This window comes from Brevibacillus fulvus, assembly GCF_016908525.1.
Classification (GTDB): Bacteria; Bacillota; Bacilli; order Brevibacillales; family Brevibacillaceae; genus Brevibacillus_G; species Brevibacillus_G fulvus.
The window spans coordinates 1-22,125 of sequence record NZ_JAFBEB010000021.1; the positions used below are offsets into that span (position 1 = coordinate 1).

The 22,125-nt window shown below is 48.7% G+C and carries 21 protein-coding genes and 1 pseudogene; all 22 read left to right on the forward strand.

Annotated elements, in window-relative coordinates:
• Nucleotides 1-220: 220 nt before the first annotated feature.
• The 22 genes and pseudogenes from glmU to JOD01_RS18785 all read left to right on the forward strand — a co-directional run bounded on the left by glmU (nt 221) and on the right by JOD01_RS18785 (nt 22,115).
• On the forward strand, nt 221-1,606 hold the full coding sequence (gene glmU, locus JOD01_RS18685; RefSeq protein WP_204519872.1) for a bifunctional UDP-N-acetylglucosamine diphosphorylase/glucosamine-1-phosphate N-acetyltransferase GlmU: 1,386 nt from the start codon (nt 221-223) through the stop codon (nt 1,604-1,606).
• A 22-nt stretch (nt 1,607-1,628) separates the two neighbouring features.
• Nucleotides 1,629-2,579 carry a ribose-phosphate diphosphokinase gene (locus tag JOD01_RS18690; protein ID WP_204519874.1) on the forward strand — a complete coding sequence of 317 codons (951 nt, stop codon included), beginning with the start codon at nt 1,629-1,631 and terminating at the stop codon, nt 2,577-2,579.
• Between the two features lie 87 nt (nt 2,580-2,666).
• Nucleotides 2,667-3,269, forward strand: coding sequence for a 50S ribosomal protein L25 (locus tag JOD01_RS18695; protein WP_204519876.1), 603 nt, complete (start codon nt 2,667-2,669; stop codon nt 3,267-3,269).
• A gap of 138 nt (nt 3,270-3,407) precedes the next feature.
• A complete protein-coding gene (locus tag JOD01_RS18700) occupies nt 3,408-4,400 on the forward strand; it encodes an aldo/keto reductase (RefSeq protein ID WP_204519879.1) in 993 nt (330 codons plus the stop codon).
• A 67-nt stretch (nt 4,401-4,467) separates the two neighbouring features.
• The gene (gene pth, locus JOD01_RS18705; RefSeq protein ID WP_204519881.1) at nt 4,468-5,037 is read left to right on the forward strand and encodes an aminoacyl-tRNA hydrolase; all 570 of its coding nucleotides are present in this window, start codon (nt 4,468-4,470) and stop codon (nt 5,035-5,037) included.
• A gap of 82 nt (nt 5,038-5,119) precedes the next feature.
• Entirely contained in the window at nt 5,120-5,350 is a 231-nt protein-coding gene (locus tag JOD01_RS18710; RefSeq protein WP_204519883.1) for an anti-sigma-F factor Fin, read from the forward strand.
• 234 nt (nt 5,351-5,584) lie between these two features.
• Nucleotides 5,585-9,133 carry a transcription-repair coupling factor gene (mfd, locus tag JOD01_RS18715; protein ID WP_204519885.1) on the forward strand — a complete coding sequence of 1,183 codons (3,549 nt, stop codon included), beginning with the start codon at nt 5,585-5,587 and terminating at the stop codon, nt 9,131-9,133.
• A gap of 35 nt (nt 9,134-9,168) precedes the next feature.
• The gene (locus JOD01_RS18720; RefSeq protein ID WP_204519887.1) at nt 9,169-10,233 is read left to right on the forward strand and encodes a peptidylprolyl isomerase; all 1,065 of its coding nucleotides are present in this window, start codon (nt 9,169-9,171) and stop codon (nt 10,231-10,233) included.
• Between the two features lie 225 nt (nt 10,234-10,458).
• Complete coding sequence (spoVT, locus tag JOD01_RS18725) at nt 10,459-11,001, forward strand: stage V sporulation protein T (RefSeq protein ID WP_204519889.1); 543 nt, start codon at nt 10,459-10,461, stop codon at nt 10,999-11,001.
• Nucleotides 11,002-11,096: 95 nt separating this feature from the next.
• A complete protein-coding gene (locus tag JOD01_RS18730; RefSeq protein WP_204519891.1) occupies nt 11,097-12,731 on the forward strand; it encodes a putative polysaccharide biosynthesis protein in 1,635 nt (544 codons plus the stop codon).
• Nucleotides 12,732-12,744: 13 nt separating this feature from the next.
• Nucleotides 12,745-14,211, forward strand: coding sequence for a bifunctional methyltransferase/pyrophosphohydrolase YabN (gene yabN / locus JOD01_RS18735; protein WP_204519893.1), 1,467 nt, complete (start codon nt 12,745-12,747; stop codon nt 14,209-14,211).
• Nucleotides 14,212-14,224: 13 nt separating this feature from the next.
• Entirely contained in the window at nt 14,225-14,521 is a 297-nt protein-coding gene (locus JOD01_RS18740) for an RNA-binding S4 domain-containing protein (protein ID WP_204519895.1), read from the forward strand.
• A 178-nt stretch (nt 14,522-14,699) separates the two neighbouring features.
• Entirely contained in the window at nt 14,700-14,984 is a 285-nt protein-coding gene (gene yabP, locus JOD01_RS18745) for a sporulation protein YabP (protein WP_204519897.1), read from the forward strand.
• Nucleotides 14,981-15,235, forward strand: a pseudogene (yabQ, locus tag JOD01_RS19795) (spore cortex biosynthesis protein YabQ); the annotation flags it as partial. The gene yabP and the pseudogene yabQ, both read left to right, overlap by 4 nt.
• Before the next feature lie 74 nt (nt 15,236-15,309).
• Nucleotides 15,310-15,570 carry a hypothetical protein gene (locus JOD01_RS19800; protein ID WP_239565591.1) on the forward strand — a complete coding sequence of 87 codons (261 nt, stop codon included), beginning with the start codon at nt 15,310-15,312 and terminating at the stop codon, nt 15,568-15,570.
• Nucleotides 15,567-15,875, forward strand: a complete 309-nt coding sequence (locus JOD01_RS18755) for an FtsB family cell division protein (RefSeq protein ID WP_204519901.1) — start codon at nt 15,567-15,569, stop codon at nt 15,873-15,875. The genes JOD01_RS19800 and JOD01_RS18755 overlap by 4 nt, the downstream gene beginning before the upstream one ends.
• Before the next feature lie 42 nt (nt 15,876-15,917).
• Complete coding sequence (locus tag JOD01_RS18760; RefSeq protein WP_204519903.1) at nt 15,918-16,280, forward strand: S1 RNA-binding domain-containing protein; 363 nt, start codon at nt 15,918-15,920, stop codon at nt 16,278-16,280.
• Between the two features lie 343 nt (nt 16,281-16,623).
• On the forward strand, nt 16,624-19,098 hold the full coding sequence (gene spoIIE / locus JOD01_RS18765; protein ID WP_204519905.1) for a stage II sporulation protein E: 2,475 nt from the start codon (nt 16,624-16,626) through the stop codon (nt 19,096-19,098).
• A 96-nt stretch (nt 19,099-19,194) separates the two neighbouring features.
• Nucleotides 19,195-19,959 (forward strand): VWA domain-containing protein, encoded by a 765-nt coding sequence (locus JOD01_RS18770; RefSeq protein ID WP_204519907.1) that lies wholly within the window; start codon nt 19,195-19,197, stop codon nt 19,957-19,959.
• Nucleotides 19,949-20,884 carry a serine/threonine protein kinase gene (locus tag JOD01_RS18775; protein WP_204519909.1) on the forward strand — a complete coding sequence of 312 codons (936 nt, stop codon included), beginning with the start codon at nt 19,949-19,951 and terminating at the stop codon, nt 20,882-20,884. Before JOD01_RS18770 ends, JOD01_RS18775 begins: the two co-directional genes overlap by 11 nt.
• 14 nt (nt 20,885-20,898) lie before the next feature.
• Nucleotides 20,899-21,648: a threonine/serine exporter family protein gene (locus JOD01_RS18780; protein ID WP_204519911.1), complete on the forward strand. Its 750-nt coding sequence runs from the start codon at nt 20,899-20,901 to the stop codon at nt 21,646-21,648.
• 5 nt (nt 21,649-21,653) lie between these two features.
• Nucleotides 21,654-22,115: a threonine/serine exporter family protein gene (locus JOD01_RS18785; RefSeq protein ID WP_204519913.1), complete on the forward strand. Its 462-nt coding sequence runs from the start codon at nt 21,654-21,656 to the stop codon at nt 22,113-22,115.
• Nucleotides 22,116-22,125 lie beyond the last annotated feature (10 nt).

Sequence of the window (22,125 nt, forward strand, 5' to 3'; positions counted from 1 at the left end):
CGACCTGCTCATTTCGGCGTTGGGTAGGGTGTTTTCCTCATTTTTCATGCTGAAGAGATGGTTGCAACTGACCTAAATCACCAGACTTCTAAATTTTTTACAATTTGTAGTCACTTTCTAATATCAGCGTACAAGTTCGGAAATGTCCGGCAAACTTCTCTTGAAATCAACATACGATTAAGATATAGTCAGGTTGGAACTTATGAGCTGGAGGGTTACCATGGCAAACTTGCATGCCGTCGTACTTGCCGCTGGGCAGGGAACACGGATGAAATCGAAGCTTTATAAGGTTCTTCACCCTGTCTGCGGAAAGCCGATGGTTCAGCATGTAGTAGATACGTTAGACTTGTTGCGGGTGGAGGATGTCATTGTTGTTGTCGGTCACGGAGCTGAAGCAGTCCGGACTACCATTGGTGATCGCGTGACGTATGCGCTGCAAAGTGAACAACTAGGTACAGGTCACGCCGTCAAGCAGGCCGTGCCTTTTTTAACGGACAAACAAGGAACGACAATGATTTTATATGGTGATGTACCGCTGCTATCTGCGGAGACGCTTAAAGCGCTTGTGGAGCGTCATATCGAGCAAAATGCTGCGGCTACCGTGCTGACGGCGATGGTGGAAGACCCGACAGGTTACGGGCGGATTGTACGGGATGAGACAGGAGCGTTGTTGCGGATTGTTGAGCACAAGGATGCCTCGCTTGCCGAGCGGGAGATTCGTGAAATCAACACCGGAATTTACTGTTTTGATAACGAAAAAATGCTAAAGGTATTGTCTGAATTAAAAAATGACAATGCACAACGCGAATATTATATTACCGATTGCATCGGTCTATTACACCATGCCGGCGAAAAAGTGGACGCATTCATCGCGGCGGATGCCCAAGAAACAATGGGGGTAAACGATCGCGTTCAGCTTGCCGAAGCGGAGAGCTACATGCGGAAGCGGATTAATCAGGCGCACATGCGCAATGGCGTGACGATCATTGATCCTGCGACAACGTATATTGATGCCGATGTGACGATTGGCGCGGATACCGTGATCTTGCCGGGAACTTATTTGCGAGGGAAAACGGTGATCGGTGAAGATTGCAAAATTGGCCCGCAAACCGAGCTGAACGATGTGACGGTTGGCGATGGCGTCAATATTTCCTATTCCGTTCTCTTTGACGCAAAAGTGGGCGTTCATGCGGTTGTTGGACCGTTTGCCTATGTGCGTCCGGGATCGGAAATCGGTGAATCGGTAAAAATCGGTGATTTTGTTGAACTGAAAAATGCGAAAATAGGAAAAGGCAGTAAAATCCCGCACCTCAGCTATGTAGGGGATGCCGAAGTTGGTTCGGGTGTGAATATTGGCTGTGGGACAATCACCGTTAATTACGATGGGGCCAAAAAGCAAAAAACGATGATCGGAGACAATGCTTTCATCGGGTGCAACACCAATTTGATTGCGCCTGTCCAAATCGGGAAAGATGCATATATAGCAGCCGGATCGACTATCAATCAGGATGTGCCTGATGAAGCCATGGCGATTGCTCGGGAGCGGCAAACCAATAAACTTGGGTATGCGGCCAAATTACCCTATAAACAGGGGAAAAAGGAATAAAAACGGGAGGTTCTTTACGAAAATGGCTAACTACCGCGATCCAAAACTGAAAGTTTTTACATGCAATGCAAATCCTAAGCTTGCACGGGAGATTGCCGACCATATTGGCGTACAACTTGGAAATTCGGAGGCGATCCGTTTTAGTGACGGGGAATGCCAGATTAAATTGAATGAAAGTGTTCGCGGTGCCGACGTTTTCGTCATTCAACCGACAAGCGCTCCCGTTAACGAGCATTTGATGGAATTGTTGGTGATGGTAGATGCTTTAAAACGGGCATCGGCCAAAAGCATCAATGTTGTAATCCCTTATTATGGCTATGCCCGCCAGGATCGGAAAGCGCGGGCACGCGATCCGATTACGGCAAAATTGGTAGCGAATCTGATTGAAACTGCTGGAGCGCATCGTGTCATAACAATGGATTTGCATGCCACGCAAATCCAGGGGTTCTTCGATATTCCGGTTGATCACTTGCTGGGTGTGCCGATCTTGGGCAACTATTTCTCCGAAAAAGGGTTGGAAGATATTGTTGTGGTCTCCCCTGATCATGGCGGGGTGACTCGCGCGCGAAAACTGGCAGAACGGTTGGAAGCGCCGATCGCCATTATCGACAAAAGACGCCCTGAACCGAACGTGGCTGAAGTGATGAACATCGTGGGCAATATCGACGGAAAAACCGCGATTATTATCGACGATATTATTGATACAGCTGGTACGATTACACTTGCGGCCAATGCTTTGAAAGAAGCGGGTGCCCGCGATGTTTATGCTTGCTGCACCCATCCGGTGCTGTCCGGACCGGCGATTGAACGGATCAATAATTCCGTGATTCGTGAACTGGTTGTAACCAATACGATTCCGCTTTGCCAGGAACAGATGTGTGAAAAGATCAAGGTGCTCTCGGTAGCGCCGATCATTGGTGAGGCGATTATTCGGGTTCATGAGGAGTTATCCGTAAGCAAGCTGTTCGATTAGGCAACAGACTAATTTTGCGTGTCAAAATAACCTCCATTGGACAAGCTAGAAAGGAATCCATTCTGGCTGGTCAAAGGAGGTTTTTTTGTGGAGACAATTCAAGCAGAAAAACGAAGCGTTGGTCAGAGAAGTTCCAATAAAGCGCTGCGGCACTCCGGTTGGGTCCCTGCCGTTGTGTACGGTTCTGACGTGAGCCATCTAGCGATCCAGATCAGCAAACCGGTGTTGGAGCAGGCCCTGCGAAGCCAGGCGATGAGTAAACCTTTTAAGCTGGCAGTTGACGGCAGCGAATGGAATGTGATGGTTTACGAGATACAGCGCGAACCGGTCGGAAGAGAGATCATCCATGTCGATTTCAAGCAGATCAATATGAATGAACGAATCCACACTTCGGTTCCGATCGTCTTGACGGGAACCCCGCAAGATGGCGTAGCGGCATTGGTTCGCCATAACCTGGAGATCACCTGCCTGCCTGCCAACGTTCCGGAATCTTTTACGATTGATGTCGGTGAATTGTCGGTTGGAGATGTAGTAGTGGTCAGGGATCTGGACATTCCTGCGGGCGTGGAAGTGGAACTGGATGATTTGGAAGTTTTGGTTAGCGTATTGGCACCGAAAGTAAGTTCTGATGAAGCTGTCGAGGCAGAGCGGGAAGCGGAGGCTGTAGCGGAAGAAGCCGGCTCCTCGTAAGCAGCGTCAGACCTCGCTGCACGCTGTGTCGAACAAAGAGTCGACACAGTTTTTTTATTTTTCCTCTTTCTATTTGGTTCGCTACCTACCATAATAAAATCATAGGAAAATTTTCGGTAAAAAAGGAGTGGATAGGGCATGGAAAAAACATGGCTAGGCAATTCGGGGATCGCCTCCAGTCGGATTGGACTCGGTACTTGGGCGATTGGCGGATGGATGTGGGGCGGTACAGATGAACAAGAATCGATTCGCACCATTTTGCACGCATTGGACTTGGGGATCACTTTGATCGATACAGCGCCAGCGTATGGTGCCGGTGTATCCGAAGAGATCGTGGGCAAAGCGATCAAAGAATACGGCGAACGGGACAAGGTCATATTGGCCACAAAGGTTGGTCTGGAGCTGTTGCCGGGCGGAGCGGTTCGTCGCAATCTGACCAAGCAGCAAATTGAGAAAGAGGTCGACGATTCGCTGCGCCGCTTGCAAACCGACTATATTGACTTGTACCAGGTTCATTGGCCGGACCCATTGGTTCCGATTGAGCAAACAGCCGAGGTTTTGCATAGCTTGCTAAAAAGCGGAAAGATTCGCGCGATTGGCGTGAGCAATTTTTCAGTCGAGCAGATGCGCGCTTGGAAAGAAGTGGCGCCCTTACATACGAATCAGCCACCTTACAATCTGTTTGAACGGGAAATTGAGCAAGACATATTGCCGTATTGCCATGAACAGCAAATTGCGACTTTGCTGTACGGCAGCCTATCAAGAGGTTTGCTGACCGGAAAAATGAAAAAAGATACGGTATTTGCCGGCGACGACTTGCGGAAAACCGATCCGAAATTCCAATCGCCCCGCTATGAGCAATACTTGGCGGCTGTTGACAAACTGAGTGAAATCGCGCATCGGTATGACAAAACGATTACCGAATTCTCCATCCGCTGGGTGCTTGATCAGCCTGGGGCGTCCGTGGCCTTGTGGGGAGCGAGACATCCGGAGCAACTCACTCCGGTCCGTGGCGTGGACGGTTGGAAGATCAGTAAGGAAGATCTGGCGTTGGTCGACGCGATTTTGCGAGACACGATTACCGATCCGGTTGGTCCCGAGTTTATGGCGCCGCCTTCGCGCGAATCGTGAGCAACTTGGAAATCGCTTTTGTTCCCCGATCTGTTTTAGTACAATAAAATAGATTGGAGGGAAACACGTGAAAATTATTGTTGGCTTGGGCAATCCCGGCAAAAAATATGAGGATACCCGACATAATGTAGGATTTATGACCATAGATAAGATTAGCGAGCAGTGGGGAATCCCGGTGCAGCAGGCCAAGTTTCGCGCCTTGGTTGGCGAAGGGCGGATCGAAACGGAAAAGGTCCTGCTGGTGAAACCGCAAACCTACATGAATTTGTCAGGGGAATCCGTCGCGGAGATTTTGCATTTTTACAAACGGACTGCGGACGATATCCTCGTGATTTTTGATGATATGGATATTCCTCTGGGACAGGTCCGGTTGCGCGAAAAGGGAAGCGCCGGTGGACACAATGGAATCAAATCGATTATTCAGCATGTTGGCACCCAGGAGTTTCGCCGAATCAAGATTGGAATCGATCATCCGCTGCCCGGACGCAGTGTGAGCGATTACGTCCTGCAGTCGTTTGCCGGCAGTGAGCGTCCCGTGATAGACGATGCGGTTGCTTTGGCCGCCAAAGCCGTTGGCATGTGGATGAATGAAAGCTTCCCCCGGGTGATGAACCAGATCCATACGATGCAAAATTAACGTAAAGCAGCGACTGGTCAATTTGTATGTTTTTCCACCTTTCCGGTCATACTAGTCGATATGAACGGTTGGGGGTGGGGTTTTGAGCTATCAATACGTTTGTCGATGCTGTGGCATGAAAATTGCCGAATTTGACCAATCCCGGGTGACGGAAGGGCAATTGGGACTTGATTCCTTGACCCCGGATGAACGTCAACATATGATTACTCAAGATGCTGGCGGAGATACAGTTATTCGCATCATCTGCGATTACTGCCGCGACGCGCTTGAGCAACACCCGGAACTCTCATTGGTAGGAAACCCTCTGCAATGAGAATTCGCATAGTGCTGTAGGAGACAGAAGGCTTGGAACAGAAGAAGGCCTTGGCTTATGCAGAAGCTAAGGCTTATTTTTCTATTAAACAGCACACATTACGTTTTTGGTATGCACCTAAAAAACACAACATAAATAAACTAATACTAAAATTAGGCATTCATCTACCTCTTCACTCCAGGAATGCCAGATTGTTGTGCGCATTAGAGAAGGGCTAGAGAGGAGACTTAGTTAATGCAAGTCATCATTAACCCGATCAAAGAGGACTCCCACTTTGAAACAATTGTCGCCGGATTGACAAAAGGTTTACATGAACAGCTCATCTCAGGATTGGCAGGTTCCGCGCGGCAAGCAGCGATGGCAGCGCTTTATCAGGAAACGAAACGGCCAATGTGCGTGGTTACGCACAATATGTTTCAGGCGCAAAAAGTATACGAAGATCTGGTCGAGCTGGTACCTGCCGAAGACGTCCTGCTTTATCCCGGAAATGAATTAATCGGATCAGAATTGGCGATTGCCAGTCCGGAAATGCTGGCTCAGCGAATTCATGTCTTTAACCGTTTAGCCCAAGGCTTTACGGGTATTTTGGTTGTACCATTTGCCGGATTGCGCCGGTTGGTTGTACCGCCGCAAGTTTGGAAAGAATCCCAGCTTACCTTGCGCGTCGGCGAAGAACTGCAATTGGAGTCGTTTTTGCAGCATTTGGTTGAATTGGGCTACGAACGGGTGGAACTGGTCGAGCGAAAAGGGGAATTTTCCGTTAGAGGCGGGATTATCGACCTTTACCCGGTTGACTCGGAATGGCCGGTACGGATCGAACTGTTTGATGTGGAAATCGACTCAATCCGGACGTTTGATATGGTCACCCAGCGGTCGCACGAAAGCGTGCAAACTTACGTCGTTGGCCCTGTAAAAGAGATGTTTGTTTCCGCGTCATTGCTGCAGGAAGCGGCCGGTCGTCTGGAAAAGAAGCTCGGGGAAACGGTCGCCAAATTGAAAGATAACGGCACCAAGGAAAAAATGATGCAAAAAATCGGCGGCGATATAGAGCTGATGCGGCAAGGCCAGCGCCTGTCCACGTTGTACGCGTATATCTCCGTGATATATCCGGAACACAATACGCTTTTTTCCTATATGCCCAATAATACCGTGGTCATTATTGATGAACCTTCACGTGTATTGGAAACCGCTGCGCAACTGCAGAAAGAGGAAGCGGAATGGCTGACGGGCCGAATCGCCGAAGGAGAGTTTATGGGCAATCTCACTTTGTCCTCCACCTACGAAGAGCTTGTTTTGCCGAAAAGCAGACAGGTGGTTTATCTTTCCTTGTTTTTGCGGCAAACCCCGAAAACGCAACCGCAAAATATCGTCAATCTAAACTGTCGAACGATGCAGAACTTTCATGGCCAGATGAATGTCTTAAAAAACGAACTGGCTCGTTGGACGAAATCACACGATCGCATCGTTTTTGTCGCTGCCGATGCCGAACGCGCCAAACGACTGGAGCGGGTTCTGCACGATTACGACATGGAAGCGGATCTGCTGCTCGAGGCAGTCGATACCGTACCGCCAGGACGGCCGACGATTATTCTCGGCAACTTGCAAACAGGGTTCGAGTTGCCTTTAAATAAGCTCGTTGTGATCACCGAAGGAGAAGTGTTCACGGCCAAACAGCGCAAAGCTCGCAAAGTGCAGCAAACGATGAGCAATGCGGAACGGATCAAAAATTATCTTGAGCTGAAGCCGGGCGATTACGTCGTCCATATTAATCATGGGATCGGGAAATACCTCGGCATTGAAACGAAGGAAATATTGGGAATTCATAAAGATTACTTGCACATCCGTTACGCCGGCGGCGACAGTTTATTTGTTCCGATTGAGCAAATCGATCACGTCCAGAAATATGTCGGCAGCGAAGAGGCGGAGCCGAAAATTTACAGTCTGGGCGGAAGCGAGTGGAAGCGGGTCAAGAACAAGGTGCAATCTTCCGTCAAGGATATTGCCGAAGACTTGATCAAACTGTATGCGGCGCGGGAAGCGGCAAAAGGGCACGCATTCTCGCCGGATACGCTGGAACAGCGGGAGTTTGAAGCGATGTTTCCTTATCAGGAGACCCCCGATCAACTGCGGGCGATCAATGAAGTCAAGGCAGACATGGAACGTGAGCGGCCGATGGATCGGCTCGTCTGTGGCGATGTGGGCTATGGGAAAACCGAGGTGGCGATTCGGGCGGCATTCAAATCGGTCATGGACGGCAAACAGGTTGCCTTGCTTGTGCCAACGACGATATTGGCTCAACAGCACTACGAGACGTTTGTTGAGCGGTTTGCCGATTACCCGATTCGCGTGGAAGTGCTGAGCCGCTTTCGCTCCCGCAAAGAGCAGACCGCTACGATCAAAGGGTTGAAAGAAGGGACGGTCGACGTTGTCATCGGGACCCATCGCTTGTTGTCCAAAGACATCATTTTTCGCGATCTCGGCCTGTTGATTGTCGACGAAGAACAACGTTTTGGCGTCAGCCACAAGGAGAAGCTGAAGCAGTTTAAAACGAATGTCGATGTACTGACCCTTACGGCAACGCCAATTCCGCGAACTTTGCATATGTCGATGCTCGGTGTTCGTGATTTGTCCGTCATTGAAACACCGCCGGAAAACCGTTTTCCGGTGCAAACCTATGTTGTGGAGTACAGTCCGATGCTGGTGCGGGATGCAATCGAACGTGAACTGGCAAGGGACGGGCAGGTCTTTTTCCTCTACAACCAAGTGCAAGGAATCGAGCAGATGGCCGAGCATATTTCTACGCTTGTCCCGGATGCGCGGGTGGCTGTTGCCCACGGGCAGATGAATGAAGGGGAATTGGAGAGCGTGATTCTCGATTTTCTGGACGGCAACTATGATGTGCTGGTCAGCACAACGATTATTGAAACAGGAGTGGACATTCCCAATGTGAATACTTTGATTATTTACAATGCAGATAAAATGGGTCTGTCACAACTGTATCAGCTGCGGGGCCGGGTCGGTCGTTCTAACCGGATCGCCTACGCTTATTTTACTTATCAGCGGGATAAGGTTTTGAGTGAGGTCGCGGAAAAACGGCTGCAGGCCATCAAAGAGTTTACCGAGTTGGGTTCCGGTTTTAAAATTGCGATGCGCGATCTGTCCATACGCGGTGCGGGAAATCTGCTTGGAGCGGAGCAACACGGGTTTATCAATTCGGTAGGGTTTGATTTGTATACGCAGATGCTGAAAGATGCCATTGACGAACTGAAAGGGGAAGCGAAGAAAGAGATTGTTTCTCCCGTCGAGATCAATCTGCAGCTGGATGCTTATATTCCTTCGCTTTACATTACAGACAGCCGACAAAAAATTGAAATGTATAAAAAGTTTGTCGCCGCTTCCACATTAGAAGATGTGGACGATTTGCGCGATGAACTGGTGGATCGATATGGCGATATTCCGAAACCGGTGGAAAACTTATTGGTGATTTCCCGCCTGCGGGTTTATGCCCTGCAGCACAAAATCACGGAAATCAGCCAGAGAGAGACGGATATCATCAAAATTTACCTTGATCCGAGTCAAAACAGCAATATTGATGGCGGCGCCTTATTTGCTTTGTCCAATAAGTGGGAGAGAAGGGTTGGACTCACAGGTGGACAACAGATCATCATAACTGTTAAAGTAAAGGGACTGAGTATTGAACAAGGGGTGCAGCTTGTTGAGAACTTGCTGAGCGAATTCCATACGATACGCAAGGACACCACAGCAGGGAGTCCCGTCAGCTAGCAATCAACCCCGTTTTGAGAAGGGAGTTTTAATCCATGAACCGATTTGTGGCGATATTTTCAACGGCTGTCCTGACCCTCTCTTTGTTATCCGGCTGCGGAAAAGCAGAGGATAAGGCCAAACCGGATCAACAGCCTGCGGCGGAACAACCGCAAGATAACAAACAGGCGGCTGCCGATGATCCGTTGGCGATGTTTCCGGCAATCACCTTGCCTTATACAGCGAACGAGAATGATGTTTTCAGCGAATATCAAGGCGGCAAGGTGACGGCAAAAGAATTCAACACATTTTTAAAGACGTTAAATTTGGTTAACCCCCAACAAGGCAGCATGATTTCTGCAGCTGACGAAAATTCGTTGAAGTCGTTTATTCGCGAATATACCGGAACGAAGATTTTGGCGGCGAAAGCGGATGAAAAGATGAAGCAGGATGCGCATAAATTGTCTGCGACAACGTTTGAGCGAATCAAAGGTCAATATGTGCAAATGTTGGGCAATGACGAGAGCAAGTTTGCCAAACTGTTGGAAGGACATGGCTTGACCAGCGATGAGGTTATGGCGGAATTGGACTTGATCAACAGCTCGGTGGCCGTCTTGAAAAAAGATATCAGTGAAGACACCTTGAAGCAGGATTACGAAAAAGCGGATAAAGCGGAGTTTACCGTGGCTTCTGTCCGTCATATTCTGATTACCACCGATAACCATACGCAGGAAGAAGCGTTGAAATTGGCCAATGATATGGTTGCCCGCCTGAAAAAGGGTGAGGATTTTGCGGCGTTGGCCAAACAATACAGCGAAGATCCGGGCAGCAAAGATAACGGCGGTTTGTACGAAAACGCCAATGTGAACCAATGGGTGCCGGAATTTAAACAGGCGGCACTGACCTTGCCGATCGGGCAAATCAGCGAACCGGTGAAAACAGACTACGGCTACCATGTAATGAAAGTGGAAAGCCGCAACGTGCAAACATTTGAAGAAGTGAAGGACCAACTTGCACAAAGCGAGCTGCAAAAGTCATATGAACAATTTATGGGCAGCGATTTGGACAAGCAGATTACCAAATATAACGTGCCAAAATTGAATGCTGCTGCAAGCAAATAATGATCGAAACAGGGAACAGACCATGTTCCCTGTTTTTTCGTTTGATCGCATATTCTGCAAAAGAAGGTTAATACTATACTCACTTGCTGCCGCCCGGGGGAGAGAAAAAAGGCAAGTTGGGAAATTTTGCAGACCAAGGAGATAGTTAATTTTAGGAGCCAAGGAAAAAATAAAGGTAACCCACAAGGTTCACAACCCAAATTCTCAAGAAAGCGAGGCAACAACATGAAAGCAACCGGTATCGTTCGTCGAATTGACGACCTCGGACGGGTCGTGATTCCCAAAGAAATTCGTCGCACCCTTCGCATTCGTGAAGGCGACCCACTTGAGATTTTTGTTGATCGCGATGGGGAAGTTATTTTGAAAAAGTATTCGCCAATCGGCGAACTGGGTGACTTTGCCAAAGAATATGCGGATTCGCTTTATGAAAGCATGAACCATACGGTGTTGATTTCCGATCGGGACAGTGTGATCGCCGTCGCAGGCGCTTCCAAAAAGGAATACTTAGAAAAAGCGATTGGGAATATTGTGGAAAAAGCTTTGGAAGAACGGAAAAGCCGGGTGGAAAAAAACTCGGGACAATATGAGATCTGCCGTGATATGACTGAGCAATATTCCTCGTTTGTGATTGCCCCTATTGTAGCGGGCGGCGACCCGATTGGTTCGGTTATTCTGTTAAGCAAAAACGATGCGGCAAAAATGGGTGAACTGGAAATGAAGATGGCCGAAACTGCAGCAGGCTTTTTGGCCAAGCAGATGGAGCAATGACGGACAGCCTCGCGGATGCGAGGCTGTTTTTTCCTCTCTAACAGCGTTATGGTATAATGAACCCAGCTTCTGTATGGAGAGGAGAACTACGGTAAATGTCAGGCGCTAGAGATTCCGTGCATTTTGTAAAGGGTGCCGCCATATTGGGAATCGCTGCTTTGGTTTCCAAGCTGCTAGGCGCCGTATATCGTATTCCTTATCAAAACATTGCCGGTGATATCGGCTTGTACGTATATATGCAGGTATATCCTCTTTATACAACCTTGTTGATTCTCGCGACGGCAGGGTTCCCCTTGGCAATCTCCAAAATGGTTTCGGAACGTGTTGCCCTCGGTGATTACGTTGGGGCACGCAAGGCGTTTCGGCTCGCCAGTATCCTGCTGGTCGCACTCGGCGTTTTGTTTTTCCTGATCTTGTACATCGGCGCCCCGGCTATTTCCCGATTCATGGGGGACGAGCAATTAGCGAGGCCGCTTAGAGCAGTATCCTGGGCATTGCCCTTGGTGCCAATGGCCGCGATACTGCGCGGGTATTTTCAGGGATATCAAGATATGATGCCTACCGGAGTCTCCCAGGTAATGGAGCAGCTAGTCCGGGTTGTGTTTATCTTGGTGTCCGCTTTCTGGGCGATGGATGTCTATCAGGATGCTTATCTGGCGGGCATGGGGGCTGTGTTTGCCGCTTTTCCGGGGGCACTCGCCTCGATTTTGGTATTGCTTTATTACTGGCGGCGCAGAAGCCGGGCAGAAAACTCATTGATCACAGACGAACCGTCTGCGGGTCTTTCCTGGAGCAATCGAGAGATTTTGCGCAGCCTGTTGTATTATGCTCTCCCCATTTGCATCGGCTCCTTGGTGCTTCCGCTGATTCCTCTGGTAGATTCGGTCACAGTTGTAAACTTGCTGCAATGGAGTGGAATGCATGAGGATACGGCCAAAATATTAAAAGGGGCGTTTGACCGGGGACAGCCATTAATTCAGTTTGGGACCTTTTTTGCCACATCGCTTTCATTGGCTTTGGTTCCGGCAGTGAGTGAAGCCAACGCGCAAAAGCAGACAGCGTTAATTGCGAGCCGGACGGAAATGGCCTTGCGCCTGACGTTATTATTGGGTTTGCCGGCTTCCTTTGGCCTGTTTTTGCTGGCGGAGCCGATCAATGTAATGCTGTTCGGCGACTCCAAAGGTACGGACGCATTGGCTATTCAATCGTATACCATTCTGTTTGCGACATTGGGCATTACGACCGCCGGCATTTTGCAAGGCTTGGGACAAGTGGTTGCTCCCGCCCGCAATTTGTTTGTCGGCGTCGTCGCCAAACTGTTGTTCAACCTTTTGCTCGTTCCCGTCATAGGAATTGCGGGCGCTGCTTGCGCTACCGTGATTGCCTATGCGATCTCGATGTTACTGAATATGTTGGATATACATAAACACACCAAGGCGGTCGTTAGCTATCGGCAAGTGTTGGGCAAGCCTTTCCTTGCGGTGATCATCATGGTGGTTGCGGTTGGTTTGACGGACTGGATCGCTGCCGAAATCTTCGGCCGGGTGATTGGCTCTCAGCGGATGCAGCAAACCGCGGTCGGGCTTGTCTCTGTTTTGGCGGGCGGGCTCGTGTATTTTCTCGCTTTGCTGAAAACCGGCGGTATTTCCGTGGAGGATCTCCACTATTTGCCTAAGGGAAAGCGGGTTGGCAATCTGTTGTCACGATTCAACCTACTGAAAAATAAGTAAAGGAGGCCGCATGATGACGGCTGTAATCCGTGTAGTCGGACTGGGTGCCGGCGATTTGCAACAATTACCGGTTGGGATTTATCGAAGGTTAAAGGAAACCGCCCATCTCTATCTGCGTACAAAAGAGCATCCGGTTGTTGCTCAGTTGAGCGAAGAAGGCATCCGCTTTGAAACGTTTGACGAAATTTACGAAAAGCATGATACGTTTGAACCTGTCTATCTGGAAATCGCCGAAACCTTATTGAATAAGGCCGCTGAACAACGCGAAGTCGTTTATGCAGTGCCGGGACATCCGTTGGTGGCGGAACGGACGGTGCAGCTGTTGCTGGACATGGGCAAAACGCGCGGTTGTGAGATTGAGATTATGGGGGGCCAAAGTTTTTTGGACCCGCTGTTCGCTCGATTAAAGATCGATCCGATTGAAGGATTCTCGCTGCTGGATGCAACTGCGCTGAAGGCGGCACAGCTGCACCCCGGGTTGCATACGGTCATTGCTCAGGTATATGACAAGCTGGTTGCCTCCGATGTAAAACTGACGCTGATGGAGGTCTATCCCGACGAATATCCGGTGACCGTGGCTACGGCAGTCGGCGTCAAGGACATGGAGCGTGTGGAAACGATTCCGTTGTACCGGTTGGATCAGGTGGAGCATCTAGGCAATTTAAGTTTGGTCTACGTCGGGCCGACCGAGCAAGCTGATGTGCAAAATCGGCAGTTTTCCTATCTGAAAGAGATTGTCGCGATCTTGCGAAGCCCGGAAGGCTGTCCGTGGGATCGGGAGCAAACGCACCAAAGCATCCGCAAAAATCTGTTGGAAGAAACGTATGAAGTGCTGGAAACGATCGATGACGACGATCCAGATGCGATGTGTGAAGAGCTGGGTGATTTATTGCTGCAGATCATGCTTCATGCCCAGATGGCTGCGGAGGATGGCTATTTCACCATCGAAGATATCATCGCGGGGTTGAATGAAAAATTGATTCGCCGTCACCCGCATGTATTTGGAAACAGAGAGGCGGAAGATGCCGATCAAGCGATGGCCAACTGGCAGCAGATCAAGGCGGAAGAGAAGGCGAAAAAAGGAATCGATTTGGCCGAACTGTCCCATCTGGACGGGATTCCGCGCGATTTGCCGGCGCTGCCATTCGCTTACAAGTTGCAAAAGAAAGCGGCGGAAGTGGGATTTGACTGGGAAGATATCGCTGATGTTTATCGCAAGGTCGAAGAGGAGTATCGGGAACTGCGGGAAGCGGACGCTGGGGAAAAGCCGGGTGAATTGGGAGACTTGCTGTTCGCGGTCGTCAACCTGGCCCGTTTTTACAAAATTGATCCCGAGCAGGCGCTTGCTTTGACAAATCGCAAGTTTAAACGGCGCTTTGCCTATATCGAAGCCAAACTGCGGGAAGCGGGCCGCAGCTTTGCGGAAAGCGATCTGGCCGAGATGGATCGCTGGTGGGAAGAAGCGAAACAGCACACATAGGGGGAAAGAGAAAATGAGACTGGATAAATTTTTGAAGGTGTCACGACTAATCAAGCGGCGTACACTGGCCAAAGAGGTTTGTGACCAAAACCGGGTCGAAATCAATGAGCGGCCAGCCAAAGCATCAAGCAATGTGAAAATCGGCGATAAGCTGGCAATCCGCTTTGGCCAGAAAATTGTCGTCGTTCAGGTGGAAGAGATCAAAGAGAATCCACGCAAAGAAGAAGCAGCCAGTTTGTATCGGGTTATCGGGGAAGTGCCTGTCCCTCGAGACGAAAAAGAAGAAGAAGCTTACATTCGCGGAAATTAGCAAAGTGGACCGCTTGGGAAACCCCAAGCGGTCTTTTGCGTGCACCACTCTGTCAAAGTTGGTTAATTTCGCGATGAAATCGTCCGCTTCGGGTTCTAAACGGACATCCCTGCCCATAGGATGGTACAAGAATCGACTTGTTGGTACTTTGTGCAATCATAGGTAGGAGGGCTGGATTATGAGTGAGCAACTAAAGCGGCCTCGGCATGAGATCGTAATGATCAACCGGCGCAGCCTGGCGATTTCCGGGGTAAAGAAAGTAGAGAGTTTTGACAGCGAAGAATTTCTGCTTGAGACGGAAGGCGGCTTCTTAACCATTCGCGGCCAGAACTTACATATGAAAAATCTTAGCCTGGAGACGGGCGAAGTGGCGATCGAAGGCCTGGTCCATGAGATGGCCTATCTGGAACAAGGACAAATGGGGGATCGTTCGAAAGGATTTTTTGGCAGGTTATTCAAGTGAGTATCGCCGTCCAAATACAAACCGTAGCTTTTATGGCTTTCTGCGGAATGCTGATGGGCATGGGCTTTGACACGTACCATGTATTCAAAGGAAAAGGGCGGTTCCCCAAGTGGCTGGTCTTTATTACCGATCTTATCTTTTGGGCGTTCAGTATTTGGCTTGTTTTTTTTGTCCTTGTGAAAATAAACGACGGAATTGTACGATATCCAATCTTTATCAGTATTATGGTAGGTGCATGGACCTATTTTCTACTAGGTAGTAAGAAATATATTAAGTTGCTGCTTTCTGTGATAAGATTTTCTAAATGGTTATATCGAACGGGTGTATGGTTGATCAATACAATGGTTGTCCGGCCAATCTTGCTGCTCTACAAATTGGTCTGGATGCTGATTTCCTTTTTGATCTCTGTAATCTTGACAATTCTCAACTTTATCTGGAAGATCATTTCTTTCTTTTTTGCTCCTTTTATCAAATGGGGTCAAAAAATCGGGAGAAAATTCAGCAAGCGGCTGAGAGGAATCTGGACATCCGCAAAGAAATGGTTTCAATGGAAAAAGCGACAGTGACAAAGGTGGCTTGTTTATGAATGGAACCTCTCCCCAAATGAACAAAACGGGGCAAAAACGACGAATTCGCTTGCTACTCTTTTTTGTTCTCTGTTTTTCGATTTGGACTGGCTATACCGTCTATTTGCAAAGCGGCATTTTACAACAAAAAGAAGCCGAGCTGCAATCATTGCAGACGGAGGTAGCCAAAGTTCAGGCGCAGCAAGACGAGCTGATGTATAAAGCAAGTCGTCTGAACGACAAGGAGTATATCGCCGAGTTGGCCCGAAAACGGTACAATATGGCGAAGCCAGGTGAAATTTTATTTGTCATTCCTGAACAGTAGCACCCAGTCTCACAACCTTTAAAAGGGAGGATCTCTGTATTCATGCCAATTGAGGTCGGAGGCAAGCTTGAGGGAAAAGTGACCGGAATCACCAAGTTTGGGGCTTTTGTGGAATTGCCAGGAGGCATCACTGGATTGGTGCATATCAGTGAAGTGGCCAACACGTATGTAACCGATATTCATCAGCATCTGAAAGTTGGCGATATCGTTACGGTAAAGGTGCTGGCTGTCAAGGAAAACAAAATTGCACTGTCGATCAAAAAAGCGGTGGAACGTCCCCCTTTTTCCTCTAAGCAGGAGCGGCGTGAGGGATTTGAGGAGAAACTAAACAAGTTTTTAAAAGAAAGTGAAGATCATCAGTCCGGTCTCCGCAGGCATCTGGACAAAAAGGGGAAGGGACGTTAACAATATTGTCACCGGAAAACATCACGGTTTTGACAAAAATGCGTAAATTGGCGACAAAATCAGGAAGGTCATTTGCAATCGATAGCGAATGTATTTATATATAAGCCCGTTTCGCTAAGCGCGAATCACCCTGAAACCGACGTTGAGCGCCAAACGTCGGTTTTTTTTGTCCGTTTTTCCGGTTTGCCGGAAAGCGGACGCTTTTTTTTGCAATATCGCCTTGAAAAAGCAGAGATATTTGTCGGACGATTTTTGGAATATAGCTCGAGCTTTTGACAAATTTTACATAGCCGCCTCCGTATAATGAAAACCACATCATATCTTTGAACGGGGTGGTTGAAAAATGATTATTAGCAAAAATGTATCCAGTACCGGTCATGCCTGGTCGCAGCGATTGCAAAGCCAGTTAAGCCAAACGACAATCTTGTGGGGGGACAAGATTGCCGACTTTGCCCAAAGGTGGAAACTGCTCCCCTTCATTATGGGCTTCCTGCTAGGACGGGCGCTCATCTTGGAAGATTTAACACCGTTTGTTGTTCCCTACTTTATCGTTATGTACTTTCTCAAACGGGACTGTCTGGTTGCTTGCACCATATCTTTGATTGCCGGGGCATTTTCCAACACGGTTCCGCTAGGGCTGCAATCATTGCTAAGCGTTGTTGTCGCCTTTATCGCTTGCCGTCTGACCGAAAAAATGCGGCGGAAAGATTTTTCGTTAACCCCGTTCGTTGTATTGGTCAGTGTTTTTGCCAGTCATCTGCTGTTTGACGTCTTGACCAATCAAGTGAACACATACAATTTGATCATGGTTGCAGTGGAAGCGGCCTTGAGCTTCATTCTGACCCTGATCTTCGTTCAGTCATTATCGATTATTCACCTGGCCAAGCCCTACGAACCTTTGAAAAATGAAGAAATCGTCTCAATGGTCATCCTGCTGGCTTCACTGATGACCGGAACCGTCGGCTGGACGGTTGAAGGGATTTCGATGGAACATGTGCTTTCCCGTTATTTGCTGTTGCTCTTCGCTTTCACCGGAGGCGGAACGATTGGCGCTGCGGTCGGTGTCGTTACCGGTTTAATATTAAGTTTGGCAAATGTCAACGCATTGCAGCAAATTAATTTGCTGGCATTTTCCGGACTATTGGCCGGCTTGCTGAAAGAGGGCGGAAAACTGGGGGTTTCCGGCGGGTTGTTGATCGGTACTTCGATTCTCGCCATCTACGGCGGCGGACAAAATACGGTGTACCAATCGTTGATTGAAACGACACTGTCGATTCTGTTGTTTTTGCTGACACCGGCAGCGCTTTGGAAAAGAGTATCCCGCTTTATTCCGGGCACTCCGGAAAACTTGCAGTCACACCAGGAGTATATGCGCAGAGTCAGAGATGTTACCGCAGGCAAGATCCAACAATTTTCCGAACTATTCACACAATTGTCGAGAAGCTTTGCGCAAACTGCAGAAAAAGAAGTGAGCGAAGAAAAGGTAGATCTGTTTTTAAGTCGGGTTACAGAGTTCAGCTGTCAGAAGTGCTGGAAAAAGGAACAGTGCTGGGAACGGGAAACGGAAGCTACCTACGATGCGATGCGAAAGATGATCGAGACCGTTTATGAGACTGGTTCCTTGCCTGCTGCACAAATTCCCCGCGATTGGGAGAGGAAATGTGTCAAAACCGAAAAAGTCACCACCTTAATTGAGCAGGAGTATAAACGCCATTTAACCTATGTTGAGTTGAAAAAACAAGTGCAGGAAAGCAGGAAGCTGGTGGCCGACCAACTGTCCGGTGTCTCTCGCGTAATGAGTGATTTCGCCAAAGAGATTCAGCGGGAAGGAATTGAGCTGTCGTTTCAGGAGAAACAAGTGACGAAAGCGCTGGAAGGACTGGGATTGTCCGTACGCAGGGTGGATATTCACAGTTTGGAGGAGGGCAAGGTCGATATCGAGATCAGCCAACCGACTTGTTATGGACGCGATGAATGCGCCAAAATTGTCGCGCCGATGTTGACCGAAATTCTCGGGGAGAATATTGTGGTCAAAGAACGCCATTGCGAAGCGTACAAGGACGGCCACTGCACGATGTGCCTGGCATCGGCAAAAGCTTTTGAGATCGATATTGGCGTAGCCGGCGCTGCGAAAGACGGAAAACTTTTGTCCGGCGACAGTTTCAAAACAATGGATTTGGGTAATGGCCGGATGGCACTGGCGATCAGCGATGGAATGGGCAATGGTGAACGGGCTTATCTGGAGAGTCAGTCCGCCTTGGATATACTGCAACAGCTGCTGAAGTCGGGGATGGATGAGAAACTGTCCATAAAAACTGTCAATTCCATTTTGACGTTGCGTTCAACCGACGAGATGTTCGCCACGGTCGACCTGGCTCTGATCGATTTGCAAACCGCTCATACACGTTTTATCAAAATTGGCTCTACACCGAGCTTTATCAAACGCGGCTCCGATGTAATCACGGTAACGGCCAATAACTTGCCTGTGGGCATTTTGGAAGAGATAGAAGTAGATGTTGTTTCACGAACATTGAAACCGGGCGATCTGTTGATTATGATGTCCGATGGAATTTACGAGGCGCCGCGGCATATTGAAAACAGACAAATGTGGATGAAGCGGCTTATCTCCGAATTGGACACGGAAAACCCGCAAGAAGTTGCTGATCTGCTGTTGGAAAAAGTTATTCGGCAGCATGCCGGTGAGATTGTTGATGATATGACGGTGTTGGTTGCGCGGATTGACCGGTTCATGCCGCAGTGGTCGGCGATTCATGTCAAAGGCATGGAACGATTGGAACGACCGAGAATAGTGAGTTAACGGATGTGGAGGTTAACTTACGGCTGTTGTAACGGGTATGTTTTGTACTCTCCCCGTCGATAATGGTAGAAAAACGAGCAGAACGGGGAGATTGCGATGAAACAAGCAACTTTGCGTCAGATTTTGATTGTGACAGATGGTTGTTCCAATTCCGGGATGAGTCCGGTTGCAGCCGCCGCACTGGCGAAAGAGCAGGGCATCACCGTAAATGTGATTGGCGTAGTCGAACGCAACGAGGTCGGCGAGCAGGGTGAAGCGGAAATTAAAGAAATTGCAGAAGCGGGAGGCGGTTTGTTTGATATCGTCTACCCTGCACAGCTCGCTCAAACCGTTCAAATGTTAACCCGCAAGGCAATGACGCGAACGATTCACCAGGTTGTCAATAAAGAGCTGAAAGAGATTCTGGGCGAATCGGCTCTGGAAGGTTTGACGCCGGAAAAACGCATGCAGGTGGCCGGTATGGTTGATGATTTGGGCGAGCGAAGCACTCTTGAAGTTGCGATGCTTGTGGATACATCCGCCAGCATGAAACCGAAATTGTCCGCCGTGCAGCAGGCAATCCATGATTTTAGCATCAGTTTGCGTTCCCGCAGCGGAACCAGCCGAATGTCTGTTTGTTTATTTCCCGGGAAAGACAAATATCTCGACATTGTTATCCCTTGGACAGAGCAAATCGAAAAAGCGCATCAAATTACTTCCAATCTGACCATGAGCGGATTAACGCCAACCGGTCCAGCTATTGTTGAAGCCATTGCCTTGTTTAACCATGTTCCGCTGCCAGCAGAACTGGCTGATTCATATCGCTCGAGATACAATGAAACCGAAGACGACGACGGGTTCTTGCGTGACCATGTCTTCTAAACTTGCCATACCTGAACTGCCAAAACAAATTTGCGGGAAATGGTACAAAAAGGTTTATTCCATTCATAAAAGGATCGGACAAGGGGCTAACGGGGTTGTTTATCTTGCTGAGTCCGCAGGTCAAAAACTTGCCCTAAAGGTTGGCCAGGAGCCCTTGGATATGTTAATGGAAGTAAACATGTTAAAAGCGGTTCAACAGAACGCTGCCGAAAAGATCGGACCGCGCCTGTGCGATGTAGATGATATTCAACTGGATGGACAAACCTATACTTTCTATGTCATGGAATTTCTGCAGGGAGAGCAGTTGGACAAATATATTGCCCAGGCGGGAGAAGAATGGGTGCCCATCCTCGTTTTGCAGCTGCTGAACCGACTGCAAATCTTGCATGAGCAAGGGTGGATTTTTGGCGACCTTAAGCCGGAAAATATGATCGTCACCTATCAAGACAAACAAATTCGATTGATTGATTTTGGCGGAGTGACGAAAATCGGCAATGCTGTGCGGCAATTTACCGAAGATTATGATCGGGCAACTTGGCAAGCCGGCGATCGACGGGCGGAAATTGCTTACGATCTGTTCTCTCTGGCAATGGTAATGATTCGCTTGTTGCTCAAGCCGGCGGAATGGAAAGATTTGCGGGTGCAAACTCATGAAATTCAGGAGCTCTGTGCTATAATACTGAATAATGAGAGGTTATACCCTTATCGAATACCACTGGTAAGGGCCTTGCATGGCAAATATGACAGCGCGGATGCAATGAGACAGGAAATGCTGGCTTCCTTGCAAAATCGGAAAAAGGATCAGACGGCCCGATCGCATGTCCGCCATCAACATGGCGGCGATTCTGCGGAAAAGTGGATTGGCGGGATTTTTGTCGCTTCCTTGCTGTTGCTTGCCGGTTCTTTGTACTATGCATGGTTGTAAAGGGTGAGTAGACCGTGGGAGAAGATCTGGTGATGGATACTTGCCTGCTGGCAGGTGAGATTATGTTGAGAAGCGGCGGTGAAACATACCGGACAGAGGATACAATGGTGCTGATTGCCCGAGCGGCCGGCATGGATGAAGTACATAGTTTCGTTACGCCAACCAGCATCATTTTGTCTTACCGCTATATGGATAAAAGTTACACGCGGATGATCCGTACACCTGAGCGGACGATCGATCTGAATAAGGTAACTTTGGTGAATGATGTTTCCCGCAAGTATGTTTCGGGAAAGATTACTCTGATTTCCGCATACCAATTGTTACAGGAAATTGATCAGAAAAAGCACATTTACCCGATGTGGCTTCAAAATGTGGCGGCTGGCGTTGCCAGCGGCTCTTTTGCTGTTCTCAGCGGTGCTACTTATTATGCCTTGCTTCCGACTGCATTGGCAGGAATGATCGTAAATATCTGTCTTTTTTATTTCGGAAAATACTTGCCATTTCGTTTTTTCATTGACTTCATGTCAGCGATCATCGGCGGTATGTTTGTCTTGCTGATCTACTCCCTGTTCCCCACTTTGCGTCTTGATCTGATGCTTGTCGGAACAATGATTCCTCTGTTTCCGGGGGTGGCCGTAACCAATTCGCTTCGCGATCTGCTGTCGGGCGATCTGATGGCTGGAGTATCGAGGGGGGTCGAAGCTGTGCTGACCGCTGTGTCAGTCGCAGTGGCAACGGTGATTATTCTTTCCTTGGCGAGGTGAATGGGGTGGCTTGGTGGCATGGCATTATTCTCAGTCTTTGTTCCACAACGGCGTATTGCCTGTTGTTTAATGTGCCGGTTCGCGTTTTACCCGCAGGCGGTGCAGTCGGCGTAATCGGTTGGATCGTATTCAGCTTGTCCCCTTATTTTGGTGCCAGTCAAATCATGGCAACCTTTCTTGCGGCGATTACGCTGTCGCTGGTAAGTCAAATTTTATCCATTTATATGCGCGTTCCCTCCACCAATTTCAGTATTTCCGGAATTATCCCGCTCGTACCGGGATCAATCGCTTATAAGGCGATGCTTTCATTCGTCAATGGAGATAATTTGGGAGGAATCACGCTGTCGACGCAAACTTTTTTGCTGGCTGGGGCAATCGCTTCCGGGTTGATTATGGGCGTCTCGATTTTTTCGCTTTGGAAAGGAATTGTGATGAGAAATGCTCTCAAGCGTACGAAAGCAAATTGAGCAGGAAAGG

Bases quoted from the DNA above. Each gene is read 5' to 3' on its own strand.
- JOD01_RS19800 (WP_239565591.1), top strand. From the start codon at position 15,310: ATGGTTGATCAATACAATGGTTGTCCGGCCAATCTTGCTGCTCTACAA.
- JOD01_RS18700 (WP_204519879.1), top strand. From the start codon at position 3,408: ATGGAAAAAACATGGCTAGGCAATTCGGGGATCGCCTCCAGTCGGATT.
- JOD01_RS18720 (WP_204519887.1), top strand. From the start codon at position 9,169: ATGAACCGATTTGTGGCGATATTTTCAACGGCTGTCCTGACCCTCTCT.
- JOD01_RS18690 (WP_204519874.1), top strand. From the start codon at position 1,629: ATGGCTAACTACCGCGATCCAAAACTGAAAGTTTTTACATGCAATGCA.
- JOD01_RS18770 (WP_204519907.1), top strand. From the start codon at position 19,195: ATGAAACAAGCAACTTTGCGTCAGATTTTGATTGTGACAGATGGTTGT.
- spoIIE (WP_204519905.1), top strand. From the start codon at position 16,624: ATGATTATTAGCAAAAATGTATCCAGTACCGGTCATGCCTGGTCGCAG.
- JOD01_RS18755 (WP_204519901.1), top strand. From the start codon at position 15,567: ATGAATGGAACCTCTCCCCAAATGAACAAAACGGGGCAAAAACGACGA.
- mfd (WP_204519885.1), top strand. From the start codon at position 5,585: ATGCAAGTCATCATTAACCCGATCAAAGAGGACTCCCACTTTGAAACA.
- JOD01_RS18760 (WP_204519903.1), top strand. From the start codon at position 15,918: ATGCCAATTGAGGTCGGAGGCAAGCTTGAGGGAAAAGTGACCGGAATC.
- JOD01_RS18775 (WP_204519909.1), top strand. From the start codon at position 19,949: ATGTCTTCTAAACTTGCCATACCTGAACTGCCAAAACAAATTTGCGGG.
- spoVT (WP_204519889.1), top strand. From the start codon at position 10,459: ATGAAAGCAACCGGTATCGTTCGTCGAATTGACGACCTCGGACGGGTC.
- JOD01_RS18740 (WP_204519895.1), top strand. From the start codon at position 14,225: ATGAGACTGGATAAATTTTTGAAGGTGTCACGACTAATCAAGCGGCGT.
- yabP (WP_204519897.1), top strand. From the start codon at position 14,700: ATGAGTGAGCAACTAAAGCGGCCTCGGCATGAGATCGTAATGATCAAC.
- yabN (WP_204519893.1), top strand. From the start codon at position 12,745: ATGACGGCTGTAATCCGTGTAGTCGGACTGGGTGCCGGCGATTTGCAA.
- JOD01_RS18730 (WP_204519891.1), top strand. From the start codon at position 11,097: ATGTCAGGCGCTAGAGATTCCGTGCATTTTGTAAAGGGTGCCGCCATA.
- glmU (WP_204519872.1), top strand. From the start codon at position 221: ATGGCAAACTTGCATGCCGTCGTACTTGCCGCTGGGCAGGGAACACGG.